The organism is Pseudomonas sp. Sample_16 (genome assembly GCF_004307665.1).
In the GTDB taxonomy this organism is placed as follows: Bacteria; Pseudomonadota; Gammaproteobacteria; order Pseudomonadales; family Pseudomonadaceae; genus Aquipseudomonas.
In genome coordinates, this window is the sequence record NZ_RCOB01000196.1 from 12047 (window position 1) to 33521 (window position 21475).

General features: G+C 60.0%; 23 protein-coding genes. 10 read left to right on the top strand and 13 right to left on the bottom strand.

Going from position 1 to position 21475, the window contains the following annotated elements; genetic code table 11:
- Nucleotides 1-21 precede the first annotated feature (21 nt).
- Nucleotides 22-471 carry a DUF4879 domain-containing protein gene (locus D8U69_RS25660; protein ID WP_056855698.1) on the bottom strand — a complete coding sequence of 150 codons (450 nt, stop codon included), beginning with the start codon at nucleotides 469-471 and terminating at the stop codon, nucleotides 22-24.
- The gene (locus tag D8U69_RS25665) at nucleotides 468-659 is read right to left on the bottom strand and encodes a hypothetical protein (protein WP_130908433.1); all 192 of its coding nucleotides are present in this window, start codon (nucleotides 657-659) and stop codon (nucleotides 468-470) included. The genes D8U69_RS25660 and D8U69_RS25665 overlap by 4 nt, the downstream gene beginning before the upstream one ends.
- Before the next feature lie 32 nt (nucleotides 660-691).
- Here D8U69_RS25665 and D8U69_RS25670 point away from each other — a divergent pair, with 32 nt between their 5' ends.
- Nucleotides 692-1987, top strand: coding sequence for an NCS2 family permease (locus D8U69_RS25670; protein WP_056855699.1), 1296 nt, complete (start codon nucleotides 692-694; stop codon nucleotides 1985-1987).
- Entirely contained in the window at nucleotides 1984-3063 is a 1080-nt protein-coding gene (trmA, locus tag D8U69_RS25675; protein ID WP_130905848.1) for a tRNA (uridine(54)-C5)-methyltransferase TrmA, read from the top strand. The genes D8U69_RS25670 and trmA overlap by 4 nt, the downstream gene beginning before the upstream one ends.
- A 52-nt stretch (nucleotides 3064-3115) precedes the next feature.
- On the opposite strand, the gene D8U69_RS25680 is transcribed toward trmA, so the two are convergent.
- The 3 genes from D8U69_RS25680 to D8U69_RS25690 form a co-directional block, all read right to left on the bottom strand.
- Nucleotides 3116-3562, bottom strand: coding sequence for a DUF2442 domain-containing protein (locus D8U69_RS25680; RefSeq protein WP_130908434.1), 447 nt, complete (start codon nucleotides 3560-3562; stop codon nucleotides 3116-3118).
- Complete coding sequence (locus tag D8U69_RS25685) at nucleotides 3559-3987, bottom strand: hypothetical protein (protein ID WP_056855702.1); 429 nt, start codon at nucleotides 3985-3987, stop codon at nucleotides 3559-3561. Before D8U69_RS25685 ends, D8U69_RS25680 begins: the two co-directional genes overlap by 4 nt.
- Before the next feature lie 212 nt (nucleotides 3988-4199).
- Nucleotides 4200-4403 carry a 4-oxalocrotonate tautomerase family protein gene (locus tag D8U69_RS25690; RefSeq protein WP_056855703.1) on the bottom strand — a complete coding sequence of 68 codons (204 nt, stop codon included), beginning with the start codon at nucleotides 4401-4403 and terminating at the stop codon, nucleotides 4200-4202.
- Nucleotides 4404-4511: 108 nt separating this feature from the next.
- Here D8U69_RS25690 and D8U69_RS25695 point away from each other — a divergent pair, with 108 nt between their 5' ends.
- The 3 genes from D8U69_RS25695 (at nucleotide 4512) to D8U69_RS25705 (ending at nucleotide 6863) form a co-directional block, all read left to right on the top strand.
- The gene (locus D8U69_RS25695; protein WP_056855704.1) at nucleotides 4512-5423 is read left to right on the top strand and encodes a LysR family transcriptional regulator; all 912 of its coding nucleotides are present in this window, start codon (nucleotides 4512-4514) and stop codon (nucleotides 5421-5423) included.
- A gap of 139 nt (nucleotides 5424-5562) precedes the next feature.
- Nucleotides 5563-6003, top strand: coding sequence for a type II 3-dehydroquinate dehydratase (aroQ, locus tag D8U69_RS25700; RefSeq protein ID WP_056855705.1), 441 nt, complete (start codon nucleotides 5563-5565; stop codon nucleotides 6001-6003).
- 5 nt (nucleotides 6004-6008) lie between these two features.
- On the top strand, nucleotides 6009-6863 hold the full coding sequence (locus D8U69_RS25705; protein WP_130908435.1) for a shikimate dehydrogenase: 855 nt from the start codon (nucleotides 6009-6011) through the stop codon (nucleotides 6861-6863).
- 36 nt (nucleotides 6864-6899) lie between these two features.
- Here D8U69_RS25705 and D8U69_RS25710 read toward each other — a convergent pair whose 3' ends face one another.
- Nucleotides 6900-7577, bottom strand: a complete 678-nt coding sequence (locus D8U69_RS25710) for a TetR/AcrR family transcriptional regulator (RefSeq protein ID WP_130908436.1) — start codon at nucleotides 7575-7577, stop codon at nucleotides 6900-6902.
- A gap of 102 nt (nucleotides 7578-7679) precedes the next feature.
- Nucleotides 7680-9581 (bottom strand): 3-dehydroshikimate dehydratase QuiC, encoded by a 1902-nt coding sequence (gene quiC, locus D8U69_RS25715; protein ID WP_130908437.1) that lies wholly within the window; start codon nucleotides 9579-9581, stop codon nucleotides 7680-7682.
- A gap of 288 nt (nucleotides 9582-9869) precedes the next feature.
- Here quiC and D8U69_RS25720 point away from each other — a divergent pair, with 288 nt between their 5' ends.
- The gene (locus D8U69_RS25720; protein ID WP_056855708.1) at nucleotides 9870-11207 is read left to right on the top strand and encodes an MFS transporter; all 1338 of its coding nucleotides are present in this window, start codon (nucleotides 9870-9872) and stop codon (nucleotides 11205-11207) included.
- A gap of 63 nt (nucleotides 11208-11270) precedes the next feature.
- On the opposite strand, the gene D8U69_RS25725 is transcribed toward D8U69_RS25720, so the two are convergent.
- The 4 genes from D8U69_RS25725 to D8U69_RS25740 all read right to left on the bottom strand — a co-directional run bounded on the left by D8U69_RS25725 (nucleotide 11271) and on the right by D8U69_RS25740 (nucleotide 15055).
- Nucleotides 11271-12149: a DMT family transporter gene (locus D8U69_RS25725; RefSeq protein ID WP_056855709.1), complete on the bottom strand. Its 879-nt coding sequence runs from the start codon at nucleotides 12147-12149 to the stop codon at nucleotides 11271-11273.
- 130 nt (nucleotides 12150-12279) lie between these two features.
- Entirely contained in the window at nucleotides 12280-13095 is an 816-nt protein-coding gene (locus D8U69_RS25730) for a sugar phosphate isomerase/epimerase (protein WP_130905842.1), read from the bottom strand.
- A gap of 2 nt (nucleotides 13096-13097) precedes the next feature.
- Nucleotides 13098-14153, bottom strand: coding sequence for a Gfo/Idh/MocA family oxidoreductase (locus D8U69_RS25735; RefSeq protein ID WP_056855711.1), 1056 nt, complete (start codon nucleotides 14151-14153; stop codon nucleotides 13098-13100).
- Between the two features lie 125 nt (nucleotides 14154-14278).
- Complete coding sequence (locus D8U69_RS25740) at nucleotides 14279-15055, bottom strand: IclR family transcriptional regulator (RefSeq protein WP_056855712.1); 777 nt, start codon at nucleotides 15053-15055, stop codon at nucleotides 14279-14281.
- Between the two features lie 167 nt (nucleotides 15056-15222).
- Between D8U69_RS25740 and D8U69_RS25745 the strand changes: the two genes are divergently transcribed.
- From D8U69_RS25745 to D8U69_RS25760, 4 genes are all read left to right on the top strand, one after another.
- On the top strand, nucleotides 15223-16971 hold the full coding sequence (locus D8U69_RS25745; RefSeq protein WP_130908438.1) for an FAD-dependent oxidoreductase: 1749 nt from the start codon (nucleotides 15223-15225) through the stop codon (nucleotides 16969-16971).
- The gene (locus D8U69_RS25750; protein ID WP_130908439.1) at nucleotides 16955-17788 is read left to right on the top strand and encodes an aldo/keto reductase; all 834 of its coding nucleotides are present in this window, start codon (nucleotides 16955-16957) and stop codon (nucleotides 17786-17788) included. The genes D8U69_RS25745 and D8U69_RS25750 overlap by 17 nt, the downstream gene beginning before the upstream one ends.
- Nucleotides 17789-18000: 212 nt before the next feature.
- On the top strand, nucleotides 18001-18888 hold the full coding sequence (locus tag D8U69_RS25755) for a neutral zinc metallopeptidase (protein ID WP_130905839.1): 888 nt from the start codon (nucleotides 18001-18003) through the stop codon (nucleotides 18886-18888).
- On the top strand, nucleotides 18889-19848 hold the full coding sequence (locus D8U69_RS25760; protein WP_130908440.1) for an alpha/beta hydrolase: 960 nt from the start codon (nucleotides 18889-18891) through the stop codon (nucleotides 19846-19848).
- Between the two features lie 93 nt (nucleotides 19849-19941).
- Here D8U69_RS25760 and D8U69_RS25765 read toward each other — a convergent pair whose 3' ends face one another.
- Nucleotides 19942-20535, bottom strand: a complete 594-nt coding sequence (locus tag D8U69_RS25765) for an HAD family hydrolase (RefSeq protein ID WP_056855717.1) — start codon at nucleotides 20533-20535, stop codon at nucleotides 19942-19944.
- On the bottom strand, nucleotides 20532-21401 hold the full coding sequence (gene tesB, locus D8U69_RS25770) for an acyl-CoA thioesterase II (protein ID WP_056855718.1): 870 nt from the start codon (nucleotides 21399-21401) through the stop codon (nucleotides 20532-20534). Before tesB ends, D8U69_RS25765 begins: the two co-directional genes overlap by 4 nt.
- Between the last annotated feature and the right edge of the window lie 74 nt (nucleotides 21402-21475).

Consider the following 21475-nt stretch of genomic DNA (forward strand, 5'->3'; position numbering starts at 1 on the left):
ACCCTTGTTCGAGGCTTGCCGTTACTTGATGTAAAGCTGTGTCGACATCGTGTTGCCCGGCGCGTTGATCGACGTGTTGCTGTACGTAAAGGTACCTTCCTGCTTGCCCGCCAGGCTGAAGATGTACAAATTGCCAACGATTTTCGTGCGTTGCGAACAATCCGTCAGGTTGCCGTTTTCATAGGCGCAGACTGGCGTGCGGGTGCCGTTCACCTCAAAGCCATCCAGTGCAGCATGGGGCTGGCTGCGACCGTAGCCCACTTCCAGCACGTAGATCCTGATGTTCGGGCCACTGTGATTGCAGCGGGTCTGGATCTGTCCCTGCTCAATGGTTTCAAAACCACATTGAGGCGACTCGACCTTGAGCACCTTCACTTCGGTCAACGGCGGTGCCGAGGCCGCCGAGGCGCTTTGTGCCGCCAACAGCAACGCCATCCCGATAGCGGACAAGATCGACAGACACTTTTTCATCCAATAGCCACCCCAATAAACCAGCGCGCAGTATGGCTGGTTTGGCTGAAACGCAAAACATCGACGACGATCACCGCCATAAGCAGCCATAACGCTGTGCTACTGGTATGATGCGCGGCTTTTTCCGACCCACAGAAAAATCCCAGGCGCTTGCAGCGGTCTGTGCTTTGCTGTTGAAGTCGATACATTCACGGCGCCGGGCGCGCCACGGGGAGCAGGCATGCTGGAAAGGCTGTTTCAACTCAAGGCACATAACACCAACGTACGCACCGAGATCCTGGCGGGCGTTACGACCTTCCTGGCCATGGCCTACATTCTGTTCGTCAACCCGAGCATTCTCGGCGAGACCGGCATGGACAAGGGCGCGGTGTTCGTCGCGACTTGCCTGGCTGCCGCCATCGGCTCGACGACCATGGGCCTGATCGCCAACTACCCGATCGCCCTTGCACCGGGCATGGGTCTGAACGCCTTCTTCACCTACACCGTGGTCCTGCACATGGGCCACACCTGGCAAGTGGCGCTGGGCGCGGTGTTCATCTCGGCGGTGTGCTTCTTCCTGCTGTCGATCTTCCGCATCCGGGAATGGATCATCAACAGCATCCCGCTGCCGCTGCGCTCGGCGATTGCCGCCGGTATCGGCCTGTTCCTGGCGTTGATCGCCCTGCACAACGCCGGCATCGTGGTCAGCAACCCGGCGACCATGGTCGGCCTCGGTGACCTCAAGCAACCGGCTCCGATCCTCGCCACCATCGGCTTCGCCCTGATCGTAGCCCTTGAGGCGCTTGCCGTGCGTGGCGCAGTGCTGATCGGCATTCTGGTGGTGACCATCGTTTCCATCGTCATGGGCTTCACCCCGTTCGGCGGCGTGATGTCGATGCCTCCGTCGCTTGCTCCGACCTTCCTGCAACTGGACATCAAGGGCGCGCTGGACATCGGTCTGGTCAGCGTGATTTTCGCCTTCCTGTTCGTCGACCTGTTCGACAACTCCGGCACCCTGATCGGCGTCGCCAAGCGCGCCGGCCTGATGGGCAAAGACGGCCACATGCCGAAAATGGGCCGTGCGCTGATCGCCGACAGTACGGCCGCGATGGCCGGCTCGCTGCTGGGCACCTCGACCACCACCAGCTACATCGAATCCGCTGCGGGCGTGAGTGCCGGTGGCCGCACTGGCCTGACCGCCATCGTCGTGGCCATCCTGTTCCTGCTGGCGCTGTTCTTCTCGCCGCTGGCTGCCAGCGTTCCGGCATTCGCCACCGCACCGGCCCTGCTGTTCGTCGCCGTGCTGATGACTTCCGGCCTGGCCGAAATAGACTGGGACGACATTACCGTCGCCGCGCCAGTGGTGATCACCGCGCTAGCCATGCCGTTCACTTATTCCATCGCCAATGGCATCGCCTTCGGTTTCATTGCCTGGACCGCCATCAAGCTGATGTCCGGTCGCGGCCGCGAGCTGAACCCGGCGCTGGTGATCCTGTCGATTCTGTTCGTGATCAAGCTGGGTTGGTTCAACGCATGACTTTTGATTCCCAGGCCTACGCCGTTCAGCTCGAAGACAAGGTCACGCGCTTGCGTGACCTGCTGGCCCCGTTCGATGCGCCACAGCCGAGCGTTTTCGACTCGCCGCTGCAGAACTTCCGTCTGCGTGCCGAATTCCGCCTGTGGCGTGAAGCCGGTGAGCGTCACTACGCGATGTTTTCCCAGGAAGACAAACGCACGCCGATCCTGATTGAAGAGTTCCCGATCGCCAGCCTGCGCATCAATCAGTTGATGCCGCAGCTCAAGGCTGCGTGGCAGGCCAGTGCGGCACTGAGCCACAAGCTGTTCCAGGTGGAGTTCCTGACCACCCTGGCCGGCGATGCGATGATCACCCTGTGCTATCACCGTCCACTGGACGAACACTGGCATGCAGCGGCTTCGAAGCTCGCGGCCGACCTGAACGTCAGCATCATCGGTCGCTCCAAGGGCAAGCGTGAAGTCATCGGCCACGATTACGTGGTCGAGAAGCTGGAAGTCGGCGGCCGCACGTTCAGCTATCGCCAGCCTGAAGGCGCGTTCACTCAGCCCAACGGCACGGTGAACCAGAAGATGCTCAACTGGGCATACGATGCGCTGGGCGATCGCCCGGACGATTTGCTCGAGCTGTATTGCGGCAATGGCAATTTCACCCTGCCGCTCGCGACCCGCGTACGCAAAGTGCTGGCCACCGAAATCAGCAAGACTTCAGTGAACGCTGCTTTGAGCAATCTCAGCGAAAACGCTGTGGATAACGTCACTCTGGTGCGACTGTCCGCCGAAGAGCTGACCGAAGCCCTCAACGAAGTGCGGCCGTTCCGCCGCCTGCACGGCATCGACCTCAAGAGCTACGAATTCGGCAGTGTGTTCGTCGACCCGCCCCGCGCCGGCATGGACCCGGACACCTGCGAGCTGACCCGGCGCTTCGACAACATCCTCTACATCTCCTGCAACCCGCAAACCCTGGCGGCCAACATCGCCCAACTGCACGATACGCATCGCATCACCCAATGCGCGATGTTCGACCAGTTCCCGTGGACCCATCACATGGAATCCGGAGTGTTGTTGACCCGGCGGTGAGTGCTGCAGTGATACAAAACAGCCGTCAGTACGACGGCTTTTTTGTGCGTGCTCAATCGGTGGCATCTGCCTTGCGCGGACGCCCGCCCTTACGGCCATTCGCCCGCGCAGCCTCGGCTTTGGCGGCGCTGCTCTGGCGGCCATTCCGCGAGGCAATGACCGAGGCGGCCATGTCCATCAACGGCTTGCTTGCGCTAATCATTCCGGCGATGGAAACGTGTAGATCCTTGCCTTCATGGCAGAGAGCAGTCCCGGAAAAGCCGACTTTCAGATCCGCGAAATCCTCGACGTCAAACTCATCGAATTCCGGATAGTGCTGTACGGGTAACAGCACGCCACTTCCATCTATGAAACTGACCGCCAGACAAGGTTCTACATAAGTCACCGAAGTCGCCCGCAAACCGTTTTTGTGGCGCACTTGCCCACGCTGGATGGCTTCATCCAGCACCGCATCGGTTACGGACCGATCAGCCAGCGTTCCTGCCCGTATCGTTTTCATAGCTGAATCTCCACGCCCTCTGGAACGCCAATCAGCGCCAGCAGGGTCTTATTCGTCTCAGGCTCGTAGCAAGCCGAGCCAATCATCCCTGTCGTACTCGCGATCCTTTTTACCAACACGACTTCGCTGGTTTGCCAGTCCCAGATCTGATGATCGAGGCACACCGTGTGCAACTTTTCCCACCAGATACACCGAGCGCGGCGCATATGAGCGGGTTGTTCGAGCGCATGACGCAAGCCTTCCAGTACCGACACCGGTGGCCTGCGTGAATGAGGATTCACGTCCCACAGCTCGACACTGTTGTGCCAGAAGCTGAATTTGAAGCGCGCACTCCAGGTTCCTGCATCCACATGTGCATGCGGTGGGCAATGTTCATCGCGCAACATGATCACCATTGACAACCCTTTGTAGCTGAACAATCTCATGCTAACCCATCCGTTAGGTTAATGAATCCGAAGACTCGACTTTCCCTGAAAATCCGACCGCTGGCGCTGAGCATCGAATTGGCAATGCATCTCAGAGACTAGTGCGCAGATCCACTTCAGACTTGATGGGTAGAGTTGGAAATCGTAAGCATTCCTTTCCATGCACCCACAAAAGCCGCCTTGATGACGGCTTGTTTTGTAAGCGAGATCAATCAGCCTGGCTGTTTACGTTGTTCGGTCACCGTGAGTCCGGCATGCCCCCAATTATCGGTGTCGACTTCCTCGATGACGATGTGAGTCCATTCTGGAGGCTTGCCGAGAACCCGCTGCAGGGTTTCGGTGATTTCCGCGATAACCTGGGCTTTTTGCTCCGAGGTAACGCCCTCACGGGTGATACGCACGCTGACGAAAGGCATGGCGCTGCTCCTGATCGTTGATTAACGAAGGCTTATCACTTTATTTGTACAATCGAGCCTGCTAAACAGTTTGCAAAATACTTTATCTGATCCCCGGTGTAACCAATCATGCAGCGACAATTCGACGATCTACAGTTGGGCAGCATCGAGCTGTTTTGTCTGGCCGCCGAGGCCGGCAGCTTCACGGCTGCGGCGCTGGTGGCGGGCGTCACGCCGGCTGCGGTGAGCCGCTCGGTGTCGCGCATGGAAGAGCGTCTGGCCGTGCGACTGTTTGCGCGCACCACCCGCAGCGTCAAACTGACCGACAGCGGCCGACGCTACTACGAGGAATGCCGACAGGCACTGGCCCAGTTGGTAGAAGCCCAGCGCGAAGTCATGGGCCAACAGCAAGTGCCGTCCGGCACGCTGCGTATCAGCATCCCGACCACTTACGCCCACCATCGGATCCTGCCGCTGATGCCGGCCTTTCGTGCGCGTTTTCCGGCGGTGAAGGTCGAGTCGCACATCAGCAATCGCAATATCGACTTCGTCGGCGAGGGCTACGACCTGGCCATTCGAGTGCGGGCGATTCCGGATTCCGGTTTGATCGCCCGGCCGTTAGAGGACGCCGAGCTGGTGATGATTGCCAGCCCCGAGTACCTCAAGCACGCCGGCACGCCCCAAACCCTCGACGATTTGCAGCAGCACGAATGCATCCAATACGAACTGCCCAGCAGTGGTCGGCGCATTGCCTGGCTGTTCAATGACAACGGTGATCAACGCGAGATTCTGGCGGAGGGCAATTTCGTTTGCTCCGATGATGTACTGGGCGGCGTGACCCTGGCAAAACATGGCGCCGGTCTGTTCCAGACCTATCGCTTCATCGTCGAAAAAGAATTGGCCGAAGGCTCCTTGGTAGAAGTGCTCAAGCCATACGGAGGACGCTCGCGACCGTTTACGTTGCTGTATCCGCAAAGCCGACATGTGCCACTGCGGTTACGGGCGTTTATCGACTTTCTGGTAGAGCATTTGCCCCGCTGATCGCGAAAGCGTCCGATCACCGCACACATTAAGCCAGGGAGCTGTCGCTTCAATTGACCGAATTAACCATCTAGTACAATTTATCTCCACAGGTCGAAACCTACGGCCAAAGCCAAAAATAATAAGTGGAGATATTTTGATGGCCCCCATCATTCTGGTGCTCAACGGCCCGAATCTGAACCTGCTCGGCACTCGCGAACCGGCCACCTACGGCCACGAAACCCTGGCTGATATTTCTGCTTTGTGCGGCCGTGCCGGCGAAGAGTTTGGCCTGAAGGTGGAGTTTCGCCAGACCAACCATGAAGGCGAATTGCTCGACTGGATTCACGCCGCCCGCGGCCGCTGCGCCGGGATCGTGATCAACCCGGCTGCCTGGACTCACACGTCGGTAGCGATTCGCGACGCGCTGGTCGCCAGCGAGTTGCCGGTGATTGAAGTCCACCTGTCCAACGTCCACGCCCGTGAAGCCTTCCGCCACCATTCCTTTGTATCAGCCATTGCCACGGCAGTGATGGCGGGTTTTGGCAGCCATGGCTATCGCCTGGCGCTTGAACACTTCAGTCAACGTTTGAAAGGGTGAGCATCGTGAGCCAGAACAAAGCGGTATTGGCCGGACTGATCGGCGCCGGCATCCAGGCTTCGCGCACCCCGACATTGCACGAGCATGAAGGCGACGCTCAAGGCTTGCGTTATCTCTATCGCCTGATCGACCTCGATCAGTTGCAACTCGACTGCAATGCCCTGCCCGACCTGTTGCTGGCCGCTGAACGGATGAATTTCACCGGGCTGAATATTACGTTCCCGTGCAAGCAGGCAATCATCCCGCTGCTCGACGAATTGTCGCCGGAAGCCCGCGGCATCGGCGCGGTAAACACTGTGGTGCTCAAGGATGGCAAACGCATCGGCCACAACACCGATTGCCTGGGTTTTGCCGAGGGATTTCGCCGAGGCTTGCAAGGTGTAGCCGTCGAGCGCGTGGTGCAGATGGGCGCCGGTGGTGCGGGTGCGGCGGTGGCCCACGCGCTATTGAGTGAAGGCGTACAACAGCTGAGTATTTTCGATGTGGAAATCAGCCGCGCCCAGAGCCTGGCTGACAATCTCAATCAACATTTTGGCAGCGGTCGCGCAGTGGCCGGTCATGACCTGGCGCTGGCTCTGGGCGAGGCCAACGGCCTGGTGAATACCACGCCGATGGGCATGAAAAAGCTGCCGGGGATGCCGGTGCCGGTGGAGTTGCTGCGTGCTGAATTGTGGGTGGCGGAAATTGTGTATTTCCCATTGGAAACCGAACTGCTGCGCAACGCCCGCGCGCTGGGTTGCCGGACACTCGATGGCGGCAACATGGCAGTGTTCCAGGCGGTGAAGGCATTTGAGTTGTTCAGCGGCGTGGTGCCGGATGCGCAGCGAATGCTGGCGCATTTTCAGAGCATGAATGGTTGATCGGATCTGGCGAGGGGGTTAGCCCCCTCGCCCGCATCAGGCCTGCAGATACCGCAGGACCGACTCGCAGATCATCTCGCGATGGCGCTGCTTGATGCGTTCATCCGGCAGGTCTATCTGAAAGATCTCGCCAAAGGTATGACGGTTCGACACGCGATAGAAGCAGAACGAACTGATCAGCAAATGCACATCCAACGGATCAAGCCCCGTGCGGAACAGCCCTTGCTCGGCGCCGCGACGCAGAATCTCGCCCAGTGAATCGAGGATGGTGTTGTTCATCGCCTTGATGGCATCGGAGCGCTTCACATACTCGGCGTTGTGAATGTTCTCGATACTGACAATGCGCACGAAATCGACGTTGTGATCATGGTGATCGAAGGTGAATTCCACCAGGCGTCGAATCGCCTCTACCGGCGCCAGCTCAGTCAGGTGCAGGCGGTTTTCGGTGTTGCGGATATCGCCGTAGAGCTTTTCCAGCACTTCGACGTAGAGCTGTTCCTTACTGCCGAAGTAGTAATAGATCATGCGCTTGGAGGTGTGGATGCGCTCGGCGATCGCATCGACGCGAGCCCCGGACAGGCCTTGTTGAACGAACTCGACAATCGCTTCCTGAAGGATGTTCTCGCGGGTTTTTTCCGGGTTGTTCTTGCGACTCTTGCGCGGCTCGGCCAGGGGTTGCTCGGGCGCTGCGGAGAGTTCTGAGGTCATTTTCATTGCGGGCTCACGGCCATCACTGCACAGGCTGGCGATTATGAGCCGCGCCGCACAGCGAAGGAAGCCGTGCGGCAGCGGTTTGTCGGCGTGTTTACGATTTTCCTACAACTTTGCCTGGCGTACGGCGCCGCTTCGGGATTTGGCCATGGCGGCCAAACGCACTGCTACGTTGGCCGCGCCGTAACCGGCATAACCGTTCTTGCGCTGGATGATCTCGAAGAAGAAGCGTCCTTCGAACGGCTCGGTGTAGACGTGAAACAGCTCGCCACCCTGGGCATCGCGGTCGTACAGCACGTTGTAATAGGCCAACTCGCTGAGAAACTCGTCGTCGAAATCGAAACGGGCTGCCAGGTCATCGTAGTAGTTGAGCGGGATATCCAGCAGCGGCACGCCCGCCTCTTTGGCGCGGCTGACCTGGGCGAAGATATCGTCGCAATCAAACGCAATGTGATGCACGCCGGAGCCGCGATAACTCGACAGCGCATGTGAGATAGCCGTGTTGCGGTTTTCGGAAATGTTCAGCGGCAGGCGAATCGAACTGTCGCGGCTGCGCAGTGCACGGCTTTTCACCAGGCCGTAGGGATCGGGCAGCACCACTTCGTCATCGGCTTCGAAGTCCAGCAGGCTCTTGTAGAACAACACCCAACTGTCGAGGCTGTCGGCCGGCAGCGCCATGGCCATGTGGTCGATGCGCTTGAGGCCGCCAGCGGTCTGCGCATCCGGGAACAGATTGAAGTCAGTGCCGTAGACGTCGGCCTGCTGGTCGACCAGGTAAATCAGGCTGCCGTCCGGCGCCCGCACGGCGGCCAGCTCCAGTTCGTTCGGCCCGACCAGCCCGCGATAGGGCTGGCCTTTGTAAGCCACGGCCCGGGCCAGCGCACTGGCGCTGTCCTTGACTCGCACGGCGGTGGCGCACAGTGACGGCCCGTGTGCCTCGAAGAAACTGTGGCCGAACGAGTACGGCTCGGAGTTGAGGATCAGGTTGATGTCACCCTGGCGCAGCAGGCTGACGCTCTTGGAGCGATGCTGGCCTGCCTTGACGAAACCCAAACGCTCCAGCCAATGGGATAGCTTGGCGCCGAGGCTTTCGTCCACGGCAAATTCGAGAAACTCGATGCCGTTGTATTCGCTGGCCTTCGGTGTCTCGAACAGAATGTCGAGGTTGGTCGATGGCTTGGCTTGCTGTTCCAGGCGCTGGCGGGTTTTCTCTTCAAGGTAAAGCAACGAGCGCAAACCGTCGGCAGCATTGGCCCGCGGCGGCGCGGCACGGAAACCGTCGTTGAAGATCTCCAGCGACAGCGGGCCGGTGTAGCCACTCTTGATGATCGGCGCGAGGAAGCCCGGCAGATCGAATTCACCCTGGCCCGGGAAGCACCGGAAATGTCGGCTCCACTCCAGCACATCCATGGCCAGGATCGGCGCGTCGGCCATTTGCACGAAGAAAATCTTGTCGCCGGGAATCTCGGCGATGGCGCTCGGGTCGCCTTTGAGCGACAGCGTATGGAAGCTGTCGAGCAACACCCCGAGGCTTGGATGATCCGCTTGGCGGACAATGTTCCACACCTGCTGCCAGGTGTTCACATGCCGGCCCCAGGCCAGCGCTTCGTAACCGATGCGCAGGCCTCGTGCGCCGGCGCGCTCGGCCAGCAAGCGCAAGTCATCGACCAGAATCTGTTCGTCACCCACAGAGTCAACCGAGGCGTTGCTGCACACCAGCACCAGGTCGGTGCCCAGTTCCTGCATCAGGTCGAACTTGCGCTCGGCCCTTTCCAGATTGCGCGACAAGCGGTCACGGCGGCAGCCTTCGAAATCCCGGAACGGTTGGAACAGGGTGATGGCGATCCCGAGATCGGCGCACATCTGTTTAATTTCCCGAGGGCTGCCGTCGTAGTAGAGAAGGTCGTTCTCGAAAATCTCGACACCGTCAAAACCGGCGGCGGCAATGGCTTCGAGTTTTTCCGGCAGGGTACCGCTCAAGGACACGGTGGCAATGGAACGCTGCATGTTTTCGACTCCTGGTGGAGGCTTCGGCTACAGGGAATTTGCGCCGCTTTTAATAGAGTGAGCGAATTATTGAGCGGGCCGGTGCATTGATCAATTCAAAGTGTACTACCCGGTTAGTTTTGCGTGCGATTATCGAACACAATGGCCGTTGGCGAATTGACGATTTTTTGTTCACTGCGCAACATCAATCCCACATTGAGGCCGGGTAACCAACCACCGGTCGCCGTGTTCAAAAAACTGTTCGACGACCCAGAACACTCATAACAAATTCAAAAACGGGTGGTACACATGATTCCTACTCAAAGCTCCCGCATGGCTCCGGCCATGAGCGCTGCCACTGGTGGCATCGGCGATAAAATCCGTGGTGCCATGGCGGTCGGCAAAACCCGCTGGGGCATGCTGGCGCTGGTGTTTTTCGCCACCACCCTGAACTACATCGACCGCGCCGCCCTCGGCGTCATGCAGCCGATCCTTGCCAAGGAAATGAGCTGGACGGCGATGGACTACGCCAACATCAACTTCTGGTTCCAGGTCGGCTACGCCATCGGCTTCGTGCTGCAAGGCCGATTGATCGACCGGGTCGGCGTCAAGCGCGTGTTCTTCTGCGCCGTGCTGCTCTGGAGCCTGGCGACCGGTGCCCACGGCCTGGCCACTTCGGCTGTCGGCTTCATGGTCTGCCGTTTCATTCTCGGCCTAACTGAAGCCGCCAACTACCCGGCCTGCGTGAAAACCACGCGCCTGTGGTTCCCGGCCGGTGAACGTGCGGTGGCCACCGGTATTTTCAACGCCGGTACCAACGTCGGTGCGATGTTCACGCCGATGCTGCTGCCGCTGATCCTGCACGTCTGGGGCTGGCAAGCCGCGTTCCTGTGCATGGCCGCACTGGGCGGTATCTGGTTGCTGTTCTGGGGCCTGAAATACTTCAACCCGGAAGATCACCCGAGCGTCAAACAGTCCGAACTGGACTACATCCAGAATGAAGTCGAACCGGAACAGACCCGCGTACCGTTCTCGCGAATCCTGCGCATGCGCGGCACCTGGGCCTTTGCCCTCGCCTACTCGATCACCGCGCCGGTGTTCTGGTTCTACCTGTACTGGCTGCCACCGTTCCTCAATCAGCAATACAACCTGGGCATCAACGTGACCCAGATGGGCATCCCGCTGATCATCATCTACCTCACTGCCGACTTCGGCAGCGTGGGCGGCGGCATCCTCTCCTCGTTCCTGATCGGCCGCGGTGTCAACCCGATCAAGGCGCGACTGATGTCGATGTTCCTGTTCGCCTGCTGCATCATCGGCGTGGTCATGGCGGCGGGTTCCAGCAACCTGTGGGTCGCAGTGTTCGCCATCTCTCTGGCCATCGGCGCGCACCAGGCCTGGACCGCCAACATCTGGAGCCTGGTGATGGACTACACGCCCAAGCACATGATGAGTACGGTGTTCGGTTTCGGCGGCATGTGTGCGGCCATTGGCGGGATGTTCATGACCCAGTTGGTCGGCCACATCCTGACGGTCACCAACAACAACTACACCGTGCTGTTCACCCTGATCCCGGCGATGTACTTCATTGCACTGACCTGGATGTACTTCATGGCACCGCGCAAGATTCCGACAGTAGAAGACTGATGTTCCCTCGGCGCAGGCCCGCTATCGGGCCTGCGCTTTTTTTTGCCTGCTGTTCAGGGGCTATCAGCGACGACTTTGCTGCCAGGCCGCTGCCAGGCCACTGCAGCAAATAATGGCGATGCCGATCACGGTGGTCAGGGTCGGCGTGTGGGAAAACAGCCACCAGCCCAGCAGACCGGCGAAGATGATCTGGCAGTAACTGAACGGTGCCAGCAATGCCGGCGCAGCAAGCCGGAAAGCCTGGGTCAGGAACAGGTGCGCTGTCATCCCGCAGGCACCCAGCGCCAGCATCATCGCGCCGTGCGCCAGGCTCGGCGTCTGCCAGAAGAACGGCACCAGCGCGCTCATCACCAAAGTGTTGCACAGGCCGGCGAAGAAGTTGCTGGTGGTCGGGCTGTCGATCTCGCTGAGCTTGCGCGTCAGCAATTGGTAGAAGCAGAAAAACAATGCCGAACAGAATGGCAACAACACTGCCGGGGTAAACAAATCACCGCCGGGATGAACGATGATCAATACACCGATGAAGCCGAAGATCACCGCCAGCCATTGCCCGCGAGTGACCCGCTCGCCCAACAACGGCACCGACAATGCGGTGACCAGCACCGGTGCCAGGAAGTTGACCGACGTCGCCTCGGCCAGCGGGATGTACATCAACCCGGTGGTGAAAAACAGGCTGGTGCCCAACAGGCACAGTGCGCGAATCAATTGCAGCAGCGGTCGCTTGGTACGCAGAACCCGCAGCCCCGATTGCGGCAGGAAAATCCCGGCCATCAGCAACGTGTGAACCACGTAGCGCGCCCACACCACCATCACAATCGGATAGAAACCGGAGAGGTACTTCGAGAATGCGTCGTGACTGGAAAACAGGAAGGTTGCGACAACGATCAGCAGGATCCCCTTGAAGGGCTGATTGACGCCGGAGAGCGGGGTGCTGACGGTCATGAAGGCCTCTTAGTGAAATGGGTATGTGGCGAGGGAGCTGGCTCCCGCTGGACTGCGCAGCAGTCCCAAAACAGCATCGGCGACCGCTCCGCGCTCGAACGGGAGCAAGCTCCCTCATCACAAAAGCAAGTCAAATCCGCGCCAGCAATTCCCGGGTTTTATCCAAAGCCATCTGCGCCCGATCCAGCCCACTCACGCCCTGCTCCAGCAACTGCACAGTGGGAATCTCCAGGCTCAGTGGAATGTTAGCCGGCAAACAGCGCAACAATCCCGGCAGATCACAATCGCCATCCCCCGGAAAACGTCGCTCGTTACGCGCCTGACGCAAAATCTCGGCCATGTCGGTCGGTCGCGGCCCGGCAACATCGCACAACTGTGCATACCGTAACCGTGAAGGCGCAACGCTGGCCAGATCTTCCAGTTGCGATGCCGAACGATCGAAGTGAAATGCATCCACCAGCACCGCACCGTTTTCACGCCCGGCATTCTCGACGATACGCACGGCTTGTTGCAGATTGCGCGCATCGGTCCAGGGCATGAATTCCAGATGCGGATGCAGGCCGTAGGGCTTTGCAAGATCACACAGCCGCGCGAAGTTTTCTGTCAGCCGTTGCTCGTCAGAATCGTTACCGGCGACCAGCAACTCACTGGCGCCGAATTCGGCACCGACCGCCAGAACTTTCTCGAAGTCGGCGACGACGGTGTCCGGTTTCAAACGCAGGATTTCAACATCCAGCACACGAACGCCGGTATCGCGCAGACGGGCCAAGGTCTGGCGGCGTAAATCGCCATCGGCCACCAAGGCAAAATGATGTTCCTCCGGCGTCGCCGGCACCAGGCGCAAACCGACGTGGCTGTAACCGGCCCGCGCCGCGACTTCGACCATCTGCGGCGGTGAAAGCTCCAGCACTGTCAGGCTGGCCAGGGAAAAGATTCGTTCGCTCATGGTCAGCCCTCGATCAACGACGGTGCGCAGGCACGACCGGTTTCGGCGGCCTCGCGAATGGCTTCGATCAGTGCCAGCGTGCGTGCGGCATCCGCGGCGCTCACCAGCGGCTCGACCTCTCGGCGCACAACCCGCACGAAGTGCTGCAACTGTAGACGCAGGGCTTCATCGGCAACGACATCTTCCTGAGCTTCGAGCAACGGTTGGTGCCAACCGCCATCGACTTCGTTGTAATGCCAACGCTTGAGTTGCGCAATGCTCAACGCGCCACCGGTCCCGGCCAGCAAATAACACGGCTGGTCGGCCTGACGTGGATACACCGGGTTCTCCCCCGAACCCAGCTCCCAACTCCAAGGCGCGGCCACCGCATCGGAACCGGTCAGGCTACCCAACGCGCCGTTGTCGAATTGCAGCAGCACCGCCGCGCAATCCTCGTTGGCAAACCCGCGTATTGCGTTGCTGGTAATGGCCTGCACCTGGCGCACCTCGCCACACAAATGACGCAGCAGATCGAGGTCGTGGATCAGATTGGTCAACAGCATTCCTGCGCCCGCCTCGCGGCGCCAAGGTGTTTCGAAGTAACTGTCGGGCTTGCGCAATTGCCAGAGCGCCGTGACCGTGGTCAACCGGCCCAGCGCGCCGCTGTGGATAAGTTCATGGGCACGGACGATCAACGGATTATGACGCCGGTGATGGCCGACCAGCACCGGAACGCCGCTCGCTTTCGAAGCGGCCACCAACGTCCGGGCTTCATCGAGGTGCACACCCACCGGTTTTTCCAGCAGCACCGGCACGTTCGCCGCCAGACAGTCGAGCGCAGTACTGACATGCAACGTGTTGGGGTTGGCGATGATGACCGCGTCTGGCTTCGCCTGCTCCAGCATCTGACGGTGATCGGCGAAATAACCGACTCCCCATTGCGCCGCGAGAGCGGCCGCTTGCGGCCCGGGATCAGCGACGGCGCACAGGATCGCTTCACTCAGGGAGTTCAAATGCTGGTAGTGCTGCTGGCCCATGTTGCCGGCGCCGATCAACGCGATTCGAAGGGGCGAATTCAAGATGCGGTCCTCTTGTGGTTCTTGTTGGAAAAATGAATTCCATTAATTTAGAACCGAGTTCCACAATCTTACACAGACCGATACAGAAAGTGTTCGAACAGCGCACAGCTTCTCGATTGGCGGTTTTAGCTGAACAGTTCCGACGCCAGACTCGCCGCCGACAACTCTTCGGTAAACGCCAACAACAACGGCGCCAATTCATGCAACCGTGCGCCCGGCATCCGTGCACTGGGCCCGGCGATGCTGAGCACGCCGATCACCCGTCCGTCCCCCGGATGGCGAACCACCGCGGCAATCGCTGAAGTGCCTACGGCCGAACTTTCCTCGACACAGGCGTAGCCCTGCTCCCGCGCCAGACGCAAACGCTCAAGCAATTCGATGTTGGAACGCGGCGCATTCGGCCCCGGTTCCAGCGGCCGATCCGCCGCCTGGCGCTCCACCAGCGACAAGGCCTCGGCATCGCTCATGCACGCCAGCCACGCATGCCCCGAGGCGGTATAAAACAAGGGCGCATCACGGCCCATGTCAGGGTCATAACGCAAGCCCGAGCGAGCCCCCTGGGACTTGGCGATCCAGGTCTGGCGCTCGCCCTCGATCACCCCCAGTCGCACCAGTTCACCGGTTTCCTGTGCCAACCGGTCCAGCACCGGCTGCACAATGTCGGCGCCGCTGCTCGACAGGTATCGGAATCCCATGGCCACCAGTTTGGTCGACAAGTGATAGCGCAAGTTTTCCGGATTCTGCCGCACGTAACCCAGCCGAATCAGCTCGGCGAGCAAGCGGTGAGTCGCGCTTTTGGGAATGTCCAATTGCTCCGCCAAGGTCTGCATTGGCAGGCCGCGAGGGTCGCTGGTGAGGCTTTCGAGCACACTGAAAACACGTTCGATCTGACTGCCGGCCATGGGAGTTTCCAAGCAAAATTTGCTCGATTCTAGAAGACAACCCGCGGAAATCTGGAACTGTATGTCCGATAACCGCCCCCTTTACGCAACCTTCACTTGCTCGCCTTAGGAAGACTCTTATATTTTCTGGAATCAAATTCCAAAATAACAACACCGGAGTGCTCACCATGCCTGCCGATTCGCACATTTTTCCCGACATCGACTGCGATGTGCTGATCGTCGGCTCAGGTGCGGCGGGCCTGTCCGCAGCCGTCACTGCGGCCTGGCACGGGCTGAAGGTGATCGTGGTAGAGAAGGACCCGGTATTCGGCGGCGCCACGGCCTGGTCAGGAGGCTGGGCCTGGGTGCCATGCAATCCATTGGCGCGGCGTGCCGGCATCGTCGAAGACATTGAGCAACCGCGCACCTATCTGCAACATGAATTGGGCGACCAGTACGATCCGGCAATGATTGACGCGTTCCTTCAAGCCGCTCCGCAAATGGTCGCGTTCTTTGAACAGCACACCTCGTTGCAGTTTGCCGACGGCAATGCCATTGCCGACATCCACGGCGACACACCTGGTGCCGGGACCGGGGGGCGCTCGGTTATCGCAGCGCCGTTTGATGCCAGAAATGTCGGCAAACTGCTCAAGCGTTTACGTAAAACAATGCGCGAAACGTCTTTCATGGGCATGCCGATCATGGCCGGCGCGGACCTCACGGCGTTCCTCAACCTGACCCGCTCGCTGTCAGCGGCGTGGCACGTCACCCGACGCTTCACCCGGCATTTGTTCGATCTCGCCGTGCATGGTCGTGCCATGCAACTGGTCAACGGCGTGGCCTTGGTGGCGCGTCTGGCAAAGTCTGCCGAAGACCTCGGTGTATTGCTCTGGGAATCGGCGCCGGTCACCCAATTGTTGTGTGAGGACAATCAGGTGCACGGGGCGATCGTCAGCACAGGCAAAGGCTTGGTGCGCATCCGGGCGCGCAAGGGCGTGGTGCTGGCGGCCGGCGGCTTCGCCAATGACATCGAACGGCGCAAAGCGCTGTTTCCGCGCACGCCGACCGGCCATGAACATTTGGCCTTGCCACCGCTCGGTGTGTCCGGTGACGGCCTGCGACTGGGTGAAAGTGTCGGCGCACAAGTCAATGTCGACATGGCCTCTCCCGTGGCCTGGGCACCGGTGTCGCAAGTGCCGCACGGCGACGGCAGCCTTGGTCATTTCCCGCACATCATCGAGCGCGGCAAGCCCGGAATCATCGGCGTACTCAGCAACGGCCAGCGCTTCGTCAATGAAGCCAACGGTTACTACGACTATGTGAAGGCCATGGTCGCCGCCGCGCCGCAAGGCGAAGAAGTCGCCTCCTGGCTGATTTGCAATCATCGTTTTCAGCGGCGTTATGGCTTGGGGATTTCACGGCCATTTCCTGTGCCGCTGACATCCTTTATCCGCAGTGGCTATCTGAAAACCGGTAACACGCTGGAGGAATTGGCGTCGGCCTGCGGCATTGATCCGAGCGGCTTGCGCGCCACGGTGTCGGACTACAACCGTCACGCACGCAATGGCGAAGATCCGCAATTCGGCCGTGGCTCGACGCCTTACAACCGCAAACAAGGTGATGCGTCGCAACACCCCAACCCCTGTGTCGCGCCTATCGAACAGGGGCCGTTTTATGCCGTGAAGGTCCAGCCCGGAAGCTTTGGCACTTTCGCAGGACTCAAGGTCAACCCGCATGCGCAGGTTCTGGACCACGCCGGTCAGGCCATTGAAGGGCTCTACGCGGCGGGCGGCGACATGGCGAGCATCATGGGTGGCCATTACCCCGCCGGCGGCATCAACATCGGCCCGGCGCTGACCTTCGGTTACATCGCCGCACGCCACATCGCAGGCGTCACTGCTTTTGAAAAGGAGATCGATCATGCAGCACATCGTTAACAGACAAGGTCTGAACATGCCGAAACTGGGCCTCGGCACCTGGCCAATGCTTGCAGATGAGTGCACCCGCGCCGTGGAGCAGGCCCTGGCGCTCGGATACCGGCATATCGACACGGCAGCCGGCTACAACAACGAGGACGCTGTCGGGCAGGCAGTGGCGAACAGTCCGACACCCCGCGAGCAGATCCACATCACCACCAAGGTCTGGTGGGACCAACTGCAACCCGATGCGATGCGTCATTCCATGGACCGCAGCCTCAAGGCCCTGCGTTCCGATTACGTCGACTTGTTCATGATCCACTGGCCCAGTACCGATTGGGATTTGCCACGCACCATTGAAACCCTGGTAGCGCTCAAGGAACAGGGGCTGGCACGCAACATCGGCGTGGCGAATTTTCCTCTACCGCTGTTGCGCAAAGTCATCGAAGAACTGGGCGCGCCGCTGTCAGCCATTCAGGTCGAATACCACGTGTTGCTCGGACAAAACGCACTGCTCGACTACGCCCGCCAACACGACATGGCGTTGACGGCCTACACACCGCTGGCGCGAAACAAGGTGTCGGAAATCCCTGCCATCCAGCAGATCGCCGCCAAACACGGAGCACTGCCAACCCAGGTCGCGCTCAAATGGTTGCTGGATCAATCGAACGTCGCGGCCATTCCCAAGGCCAGCACCGAGGCCAATCAGCTGGCGAACTTGGCGGCATTCACGATCAATCTGGATGATCAGGACCGTGCCTTGATCGCCAGCCTGTCCAAACGCCAGCGACAGGTCAGCCCGGACTTTGCGCCCGTGTGGGACGCGTTCGACGAATAACTTGCGGGACCGGCGATCACCCTCTGGATAAAAACCCATCGCAGAACGGAATTCGATGGGTTATCCGCGTTCAATACAAGCCTGAACAGTTCTCGGCAGCCGTTACGGATTGCCGGGAACACCGACGTGCGCAGGAAAAGCCGGACGACCGGACTGGCGCGGCTCTCACTTGGCAGCAACACTCATCGCACGGATTACCAGAGGATTCCCACATGCTATGGAAAAAAGGCCGACGCAGCGACAACGTGGTCGATGCCCGTAGTGAGGGTGCCGGCGGTGGCGGGATGCGCTTTGGTGGCGGCAAGGGCTTGAGCCTGACCGCGATCGTATTGATTGTCGGAATCGGCTGGATCACCGGCCAGGACCCGATGCAGATTCTCGGACAACTGGCCGGCCAGATGGGCGACACATCGGCGCCCGCCACCACCCAGACCCGCAAAGCCCCACCGACCACGGATGAAGGCGCCGAATTCGTGCGCTCGATCCTTGGCGACACCGAAGACACCTGGCAGCAGATTTTCCAGCAGGGCGGGCGGCAATATAAGGACCCGACCCTGGTGCTGTTCAGCAACCGGGTGAACTCGGCCTGCGGGATGGCGACATCGGCGACCGGTCCGTTCTATTGCCCTGCAGACCAGAAGGTCTATCTGGACATGGCGTTCTTCCAGGAGATGTCACAGCGCTTTTCCGCAGCTGGCGATTTCGCCCAAGCCTACGTGATCGCTCACGAAGTCGGACACCACGTGCAGACCTTGCTCGGCGTTTCCGCGAAAATTCAGACAGCCCGCCAGCAGGGTCGGCAAATGGAAGGCGACGGCGGTTTGCTGGTACGCCAGGAACTCCAGGCTGACTGCCTGGCCGGTGTCTGGGCCAACCATGCGCAGCAACGGTTGAACTGGCTGGAACCGGGCGATATCGAAGAAGCATTGAACGCTGCCAATGCCATTGGCGACGATCGTTTGCAGCAACAGGGTCAGGGCCGTGTCGTGCCGGACTCATTTACCCATGGTACGTCAGCGCAACGGGTGCGCTGGTTCAAAACCGGATTCGCTCAGGGCCAGGTGGGCCAGTGCGATACCTTTGCGGCGAAAAATCTGTAAATGAAGAAGTGGTTGTTGGTATTACTGTTCACATGTGCAACGTCCCAGGCTCAAGAGCAAGGGGTCAAAGAGCTCAGTCCCGGGCGCCTGCTGTTGAAGTCAGGTGAAATGGCGGTGGGCATCAGCCGGGCACCGGCAAAAATAGAGCGCGTATTGATCATCGTCCATGGCCGGTTGCGCAATGCGCAAACCTACCTGCAGAGCGGCCTGCGCGCTGCCGAACTGGCCGGACAAAGCGAAACCACCCTGGTGATCGCCCCGCAGTTCCTTGATGAAACCGATGTCGCAAAGCACCCAGTGGCTGACACCGTCCTGCGCTGGCAAGGCAATGAATGGATGGCCGGCGGTGAATCCACGGCACCGTTTCGAATGAGTTCCTTTGAGGCGCTGGACGAAATCATCGCCCGGCTGAGTGATCGTCGGCAGTTCGCGGATGTGAAGGAAATCGTGATCGCCGGTCACTCCGGCGGCGCACAGGTGGTGCAGCACTATGCTTTGCTGGGCCGCGATCAGTCGGCACTGGAAGGCGCCGGGGTAAAGCTGCGTTACGTGGTCGCCAACCCATCTTCCTATGCCTATTTCGATGAACGCCGGCCGGTAGCGTTCAACCATGCCAAGTGCCCGGACTTCAATCGCTGGAAGTATGGCCTGTCAGATCTACCTGCCTACGCCGACGGACAAACCGCTGCGCAATTGCAGGACAAGTACCTCAAGCGTGAAGTCGTTTATTTACTGGGGCAGCAGGACATCGACCCGAACCATCCGGCGCTGGATAAAAGCTGCGAAGCCAAGGCCCAGGGCCCGAATCGCCTGGCCCGAGGGCGTTTTTACTTTAATTATCTGAAGCGGTTGAAGCCGCGAGGGCTGGATCAGCAGCTGATTGAAGTCCCCGGGGTCGGGCATAACGGGGATGGGATGTTTACGTCGCCTGAGGGGCAGAAGGCGTTATTCGGGCGATGAGTCTTGTTGTCTGATTTGACGCCATCGCGAGCAGGCTCACTCCTACAATGAAATGCGATCAACTGTAGGGCGAGCCTGCTCACGATGAGGCGTTCAAGCCGAAAGCATCTGCCGCAACTCGACACAATCCACCGCATGCCAGTCGGTCAATTCCGGCCACGGATTATCCGGCAGATTCACCAATACCGTACGCGCCCCCGCTGCCCGTCCGCAGTCCAGATCAAAACGGTAGTCACCGACCATCACCATCTGGCTGGTCGACACACTCCAGGCCTCGGCCAGCTTGAGCAAACCACCGGGATGCGGCTTTGGTGGGGCCTCATCGCGACCGAGCACATCCTCGACTGCAAAGCAGTCGGCCAGGCCGATCGCCTCGAGCGTAACGTGCGCCAACTCACGGGCATTGCGCGTCAGAATCCCCAGGCGATAACCACGTCCGGCCAACTCACGCACCAGTTCTACCGCGCCCGGCGCCGGTTTCGAACCCAGCGCCAGATCCCGTTCATGTTCCAGCAACCAGGCGTGTTTGGCCGCTGCTTCCTCGGCGGGCAGCGCGGCCAGGTGGGTCAGGATGTCGTCTTGCGCGGGGATCGCCAATGCCACGCGAATCGCCGCGAAATCATGCACGGCCACCGTCAGGGTGCCGTCCATGTCGAACACCCAATGACGTACGTCGGTCAGGCTCATGCCCAATCCTTGCGATGGCGGATCAAACCTTCCTGCGTGACCGAGGCCACCAGTTGTCCGGCGCGGTTGAATACGCTGCCACGGGAAAACCCGCGGGAATTGCCGGCCCACGGACTGTCCATCGCGTAAAGCAACCAGTCATCGGCGCGCAGGTTGGCGTGGAACCACAACGCATGGTCGAGGCTGGCGACCTGCATGTCCTTGTGCCAGACCGATTTGCCGTGAGGCTGCATCGACGTCACGAGCAGGCCGAAATCCGAAGCGTAGGCCAGCAAGTATTTATGCAGTGCCGGGGAATCGATCAAGGCACCGTCGGCGCGAAACCAGACGTATTTGATCGGGTCGGATGGCAATGGGTTGTAGGGATCTTTCTCGGTCACCGGGCGGAATTCGATCGGCTTCGGGCACAGCAGCTTTTCGCGCATTTTCTCGGGGATCAGGTGCGCGCGTTGCTGGGTCAACTCCAGCTCCGACGGCAGATTCTCCGGGCCGACCACTTGTGGCATTTCACTCTGGTGCTGAAAGCCTTCTTCGTCGTACTGGAACGAAGCGCTGCACGTGAAGATCGGGTGGCCCTTCTGGATGGCCGTCACACGCCGCGTGCTGAAACTGCCGCCGTCACGCACCCGGTCAACCTGGTAAACCACTGGCAAACCCGCGTCGCCCGGACGCAGGAAATAACCGTGCATCGAATGCACATGACGCGCCTCCTCGACAGTCTGACTGGCCGCCGACAGCGACTGCCCGAGCACCTGGCCACCGAACAACTGACGAAACCCGAGGTCCTGGCTGCGGCCACGGAACAGGTTTTCCTCGATCGGTTCCAGCGTCAGCAGGTCGACCAGATCTTCCAACACTTGGCTCATTCAGACTCTCCTCACACAACGCAATACCGCGCAGTCTTGGCTGCAGCGGTCGATTCAGTTTCTGGCCCGGGCCA

Excerpts from the sequence above, each read along its gene's own strand:
- D8U69_RS25660 (WP_056855698.1), bottom strand. The coding sequence starts at position 471 with ATGAAAAAGTGTCTGTCGATCTTGTCCGCTATCGGGATGGCGTTGCTG.
- D8U69_RS25665 (WP_130908433.1), bottom strand. The coding sequence starts at position 659 with ATGTATCGACTTCAACAGCAAAGCACAGACCGCTGCAAGCGCCTGGGA.
- D8U69_RS25670 (WP_056855699.1), top strand. The coding sequence starts at position 692 with ATGCTGGAAAGGCTGTTTCAACTCAAGGCACATAACACCAACGTACGC.
- trmA (WP_130905848.1), top strand. The coding sequence starts at position 1,984 with ATGACTTTTGATTCCCAGGCCTACGCCGTTCAGCTCGAAGACAAGGTC.
- D8U69_RS25680 (WP_130908434.1), bottom strand. The coding sequence starts at position 3,562 with ATGAAAACGATACGGGCAGGAACGCTGGCTGATCGGTCCGTAACCGAT.
- D8U69_RS25685 (WP_056855702.1), bottom strand. The coding sequence starts at position 3,987 with ATGAGATTGTTCAGCTACAAAGGGTTGTCAATGGTGATCATGTTGCGC.
- D8U69_RS25690 (WP_056855703.1), bottom strand. The coding sequence starts at position 4,403 with ATGCCTTTCGTCAGCGTGCGTATCACCCGTGAGGGCGTTACCTCGGAG.
- D8U69_RS25695 (WP_056855704.1), top strand. The coding sequence starts at position 4,512 with ATGCAGCGACAATTCGACGATCTACAGTTGGGCAGCATCGAGCTGTTT.
- aroQ (WP_056855705.1), top strand. The coding sequence starts at position 5,563 with ATGGCCCCCATCATTCTGGTGCTCAACGGCCCGAATCTGAACCTGCTC.
- D8U69_RS25710 (WP_130908436.1), bottom strand. The coding sequence starts at position 7,577 with ATGAAAATGACCTCAGAACTCTCCGCAGCGCCCGAGCAACCCCTGGCC.
- quiC (WP_130908437.1), bottom strand. The coding sequence starts at position 9,581 with ATGCAGCGTTCCATTGCCACCGTGTCCTTGAGCGGTACCCTGCCGGAA.
- D8U69_RS25720 (WP_056855708.1), top strand. The coding sequence starts at position 9,870 with ATGATTCCTACTCAAAGCTCCCGCATGGCTCCGGCCATGAGCGCTGCC.
- D8U69_RS25725 (WP_056855709.1), bottom strand. The coding sequence starts at position 12,149 with ATGACCGTCAGCACCCCGCTCTCCGGCGTCAATCAGCCCTTCAAGGGG.
- D8U69_RS25730 (WP_130905842.1), bottom strand. The coding sequence starts at position 13,095 with ATGAGCGAACGAATCTTTTCCCTGGCCAGCCTGACAGTGCTGGAGCTT.
- D8U69_RS25740 (WP_056855712.1), bottom strand. The coding sequence starts at position 15,055 with ATGGCCGGCAGTCAGATCGAACGTGTTTTCAGTGTGCTCGAAAGCCTC.
- D8U69_RS25745 (WP_130908438.1), top strand. The coding sequence starts at position 15,223 with ATGCCTGCCGATTCGCACATTTTTCCCGACATCGACTGCGATGTGCTG.
- D8U69_RS25750 (WP_130908439.1), top strand. The coding sequence starts at position 16,955 with ATGCAGCACATCGTTAACAGACAAGGTCTGAACATGCCGAAACTGGGC.
- D8U69_RS25755 (WP_130905839.1), top strand. The coding sequence starts at position 18,001 with ATGCTATGGAAAAAAGGCCGACGCAGCGACAACGTGGTCGATGCCCGT.
- D8U69_RS25760 (WP_130908440.1), top strand. The coding sequence starts at position 18,889 with ATGAAGAAGTGGTTGTTGGTATTACTGTTCACATGTGCAACGTCCCAG.
- D8U69_RS25765 (WP_056855717.1), bottom strand. The coding sequence starts at position 20,535 with ATGAGCCTGACCGACGTACGTCATTGGGTGTTCGACATGGACGGCACC.
- tesB (WP_056855718.1), bottom strand. The coding sequence starts at position 21,401 with ATGAGCCAAGTGTTGGAAGATCTGGTCGACCTGCTGACGCTGGAACCG.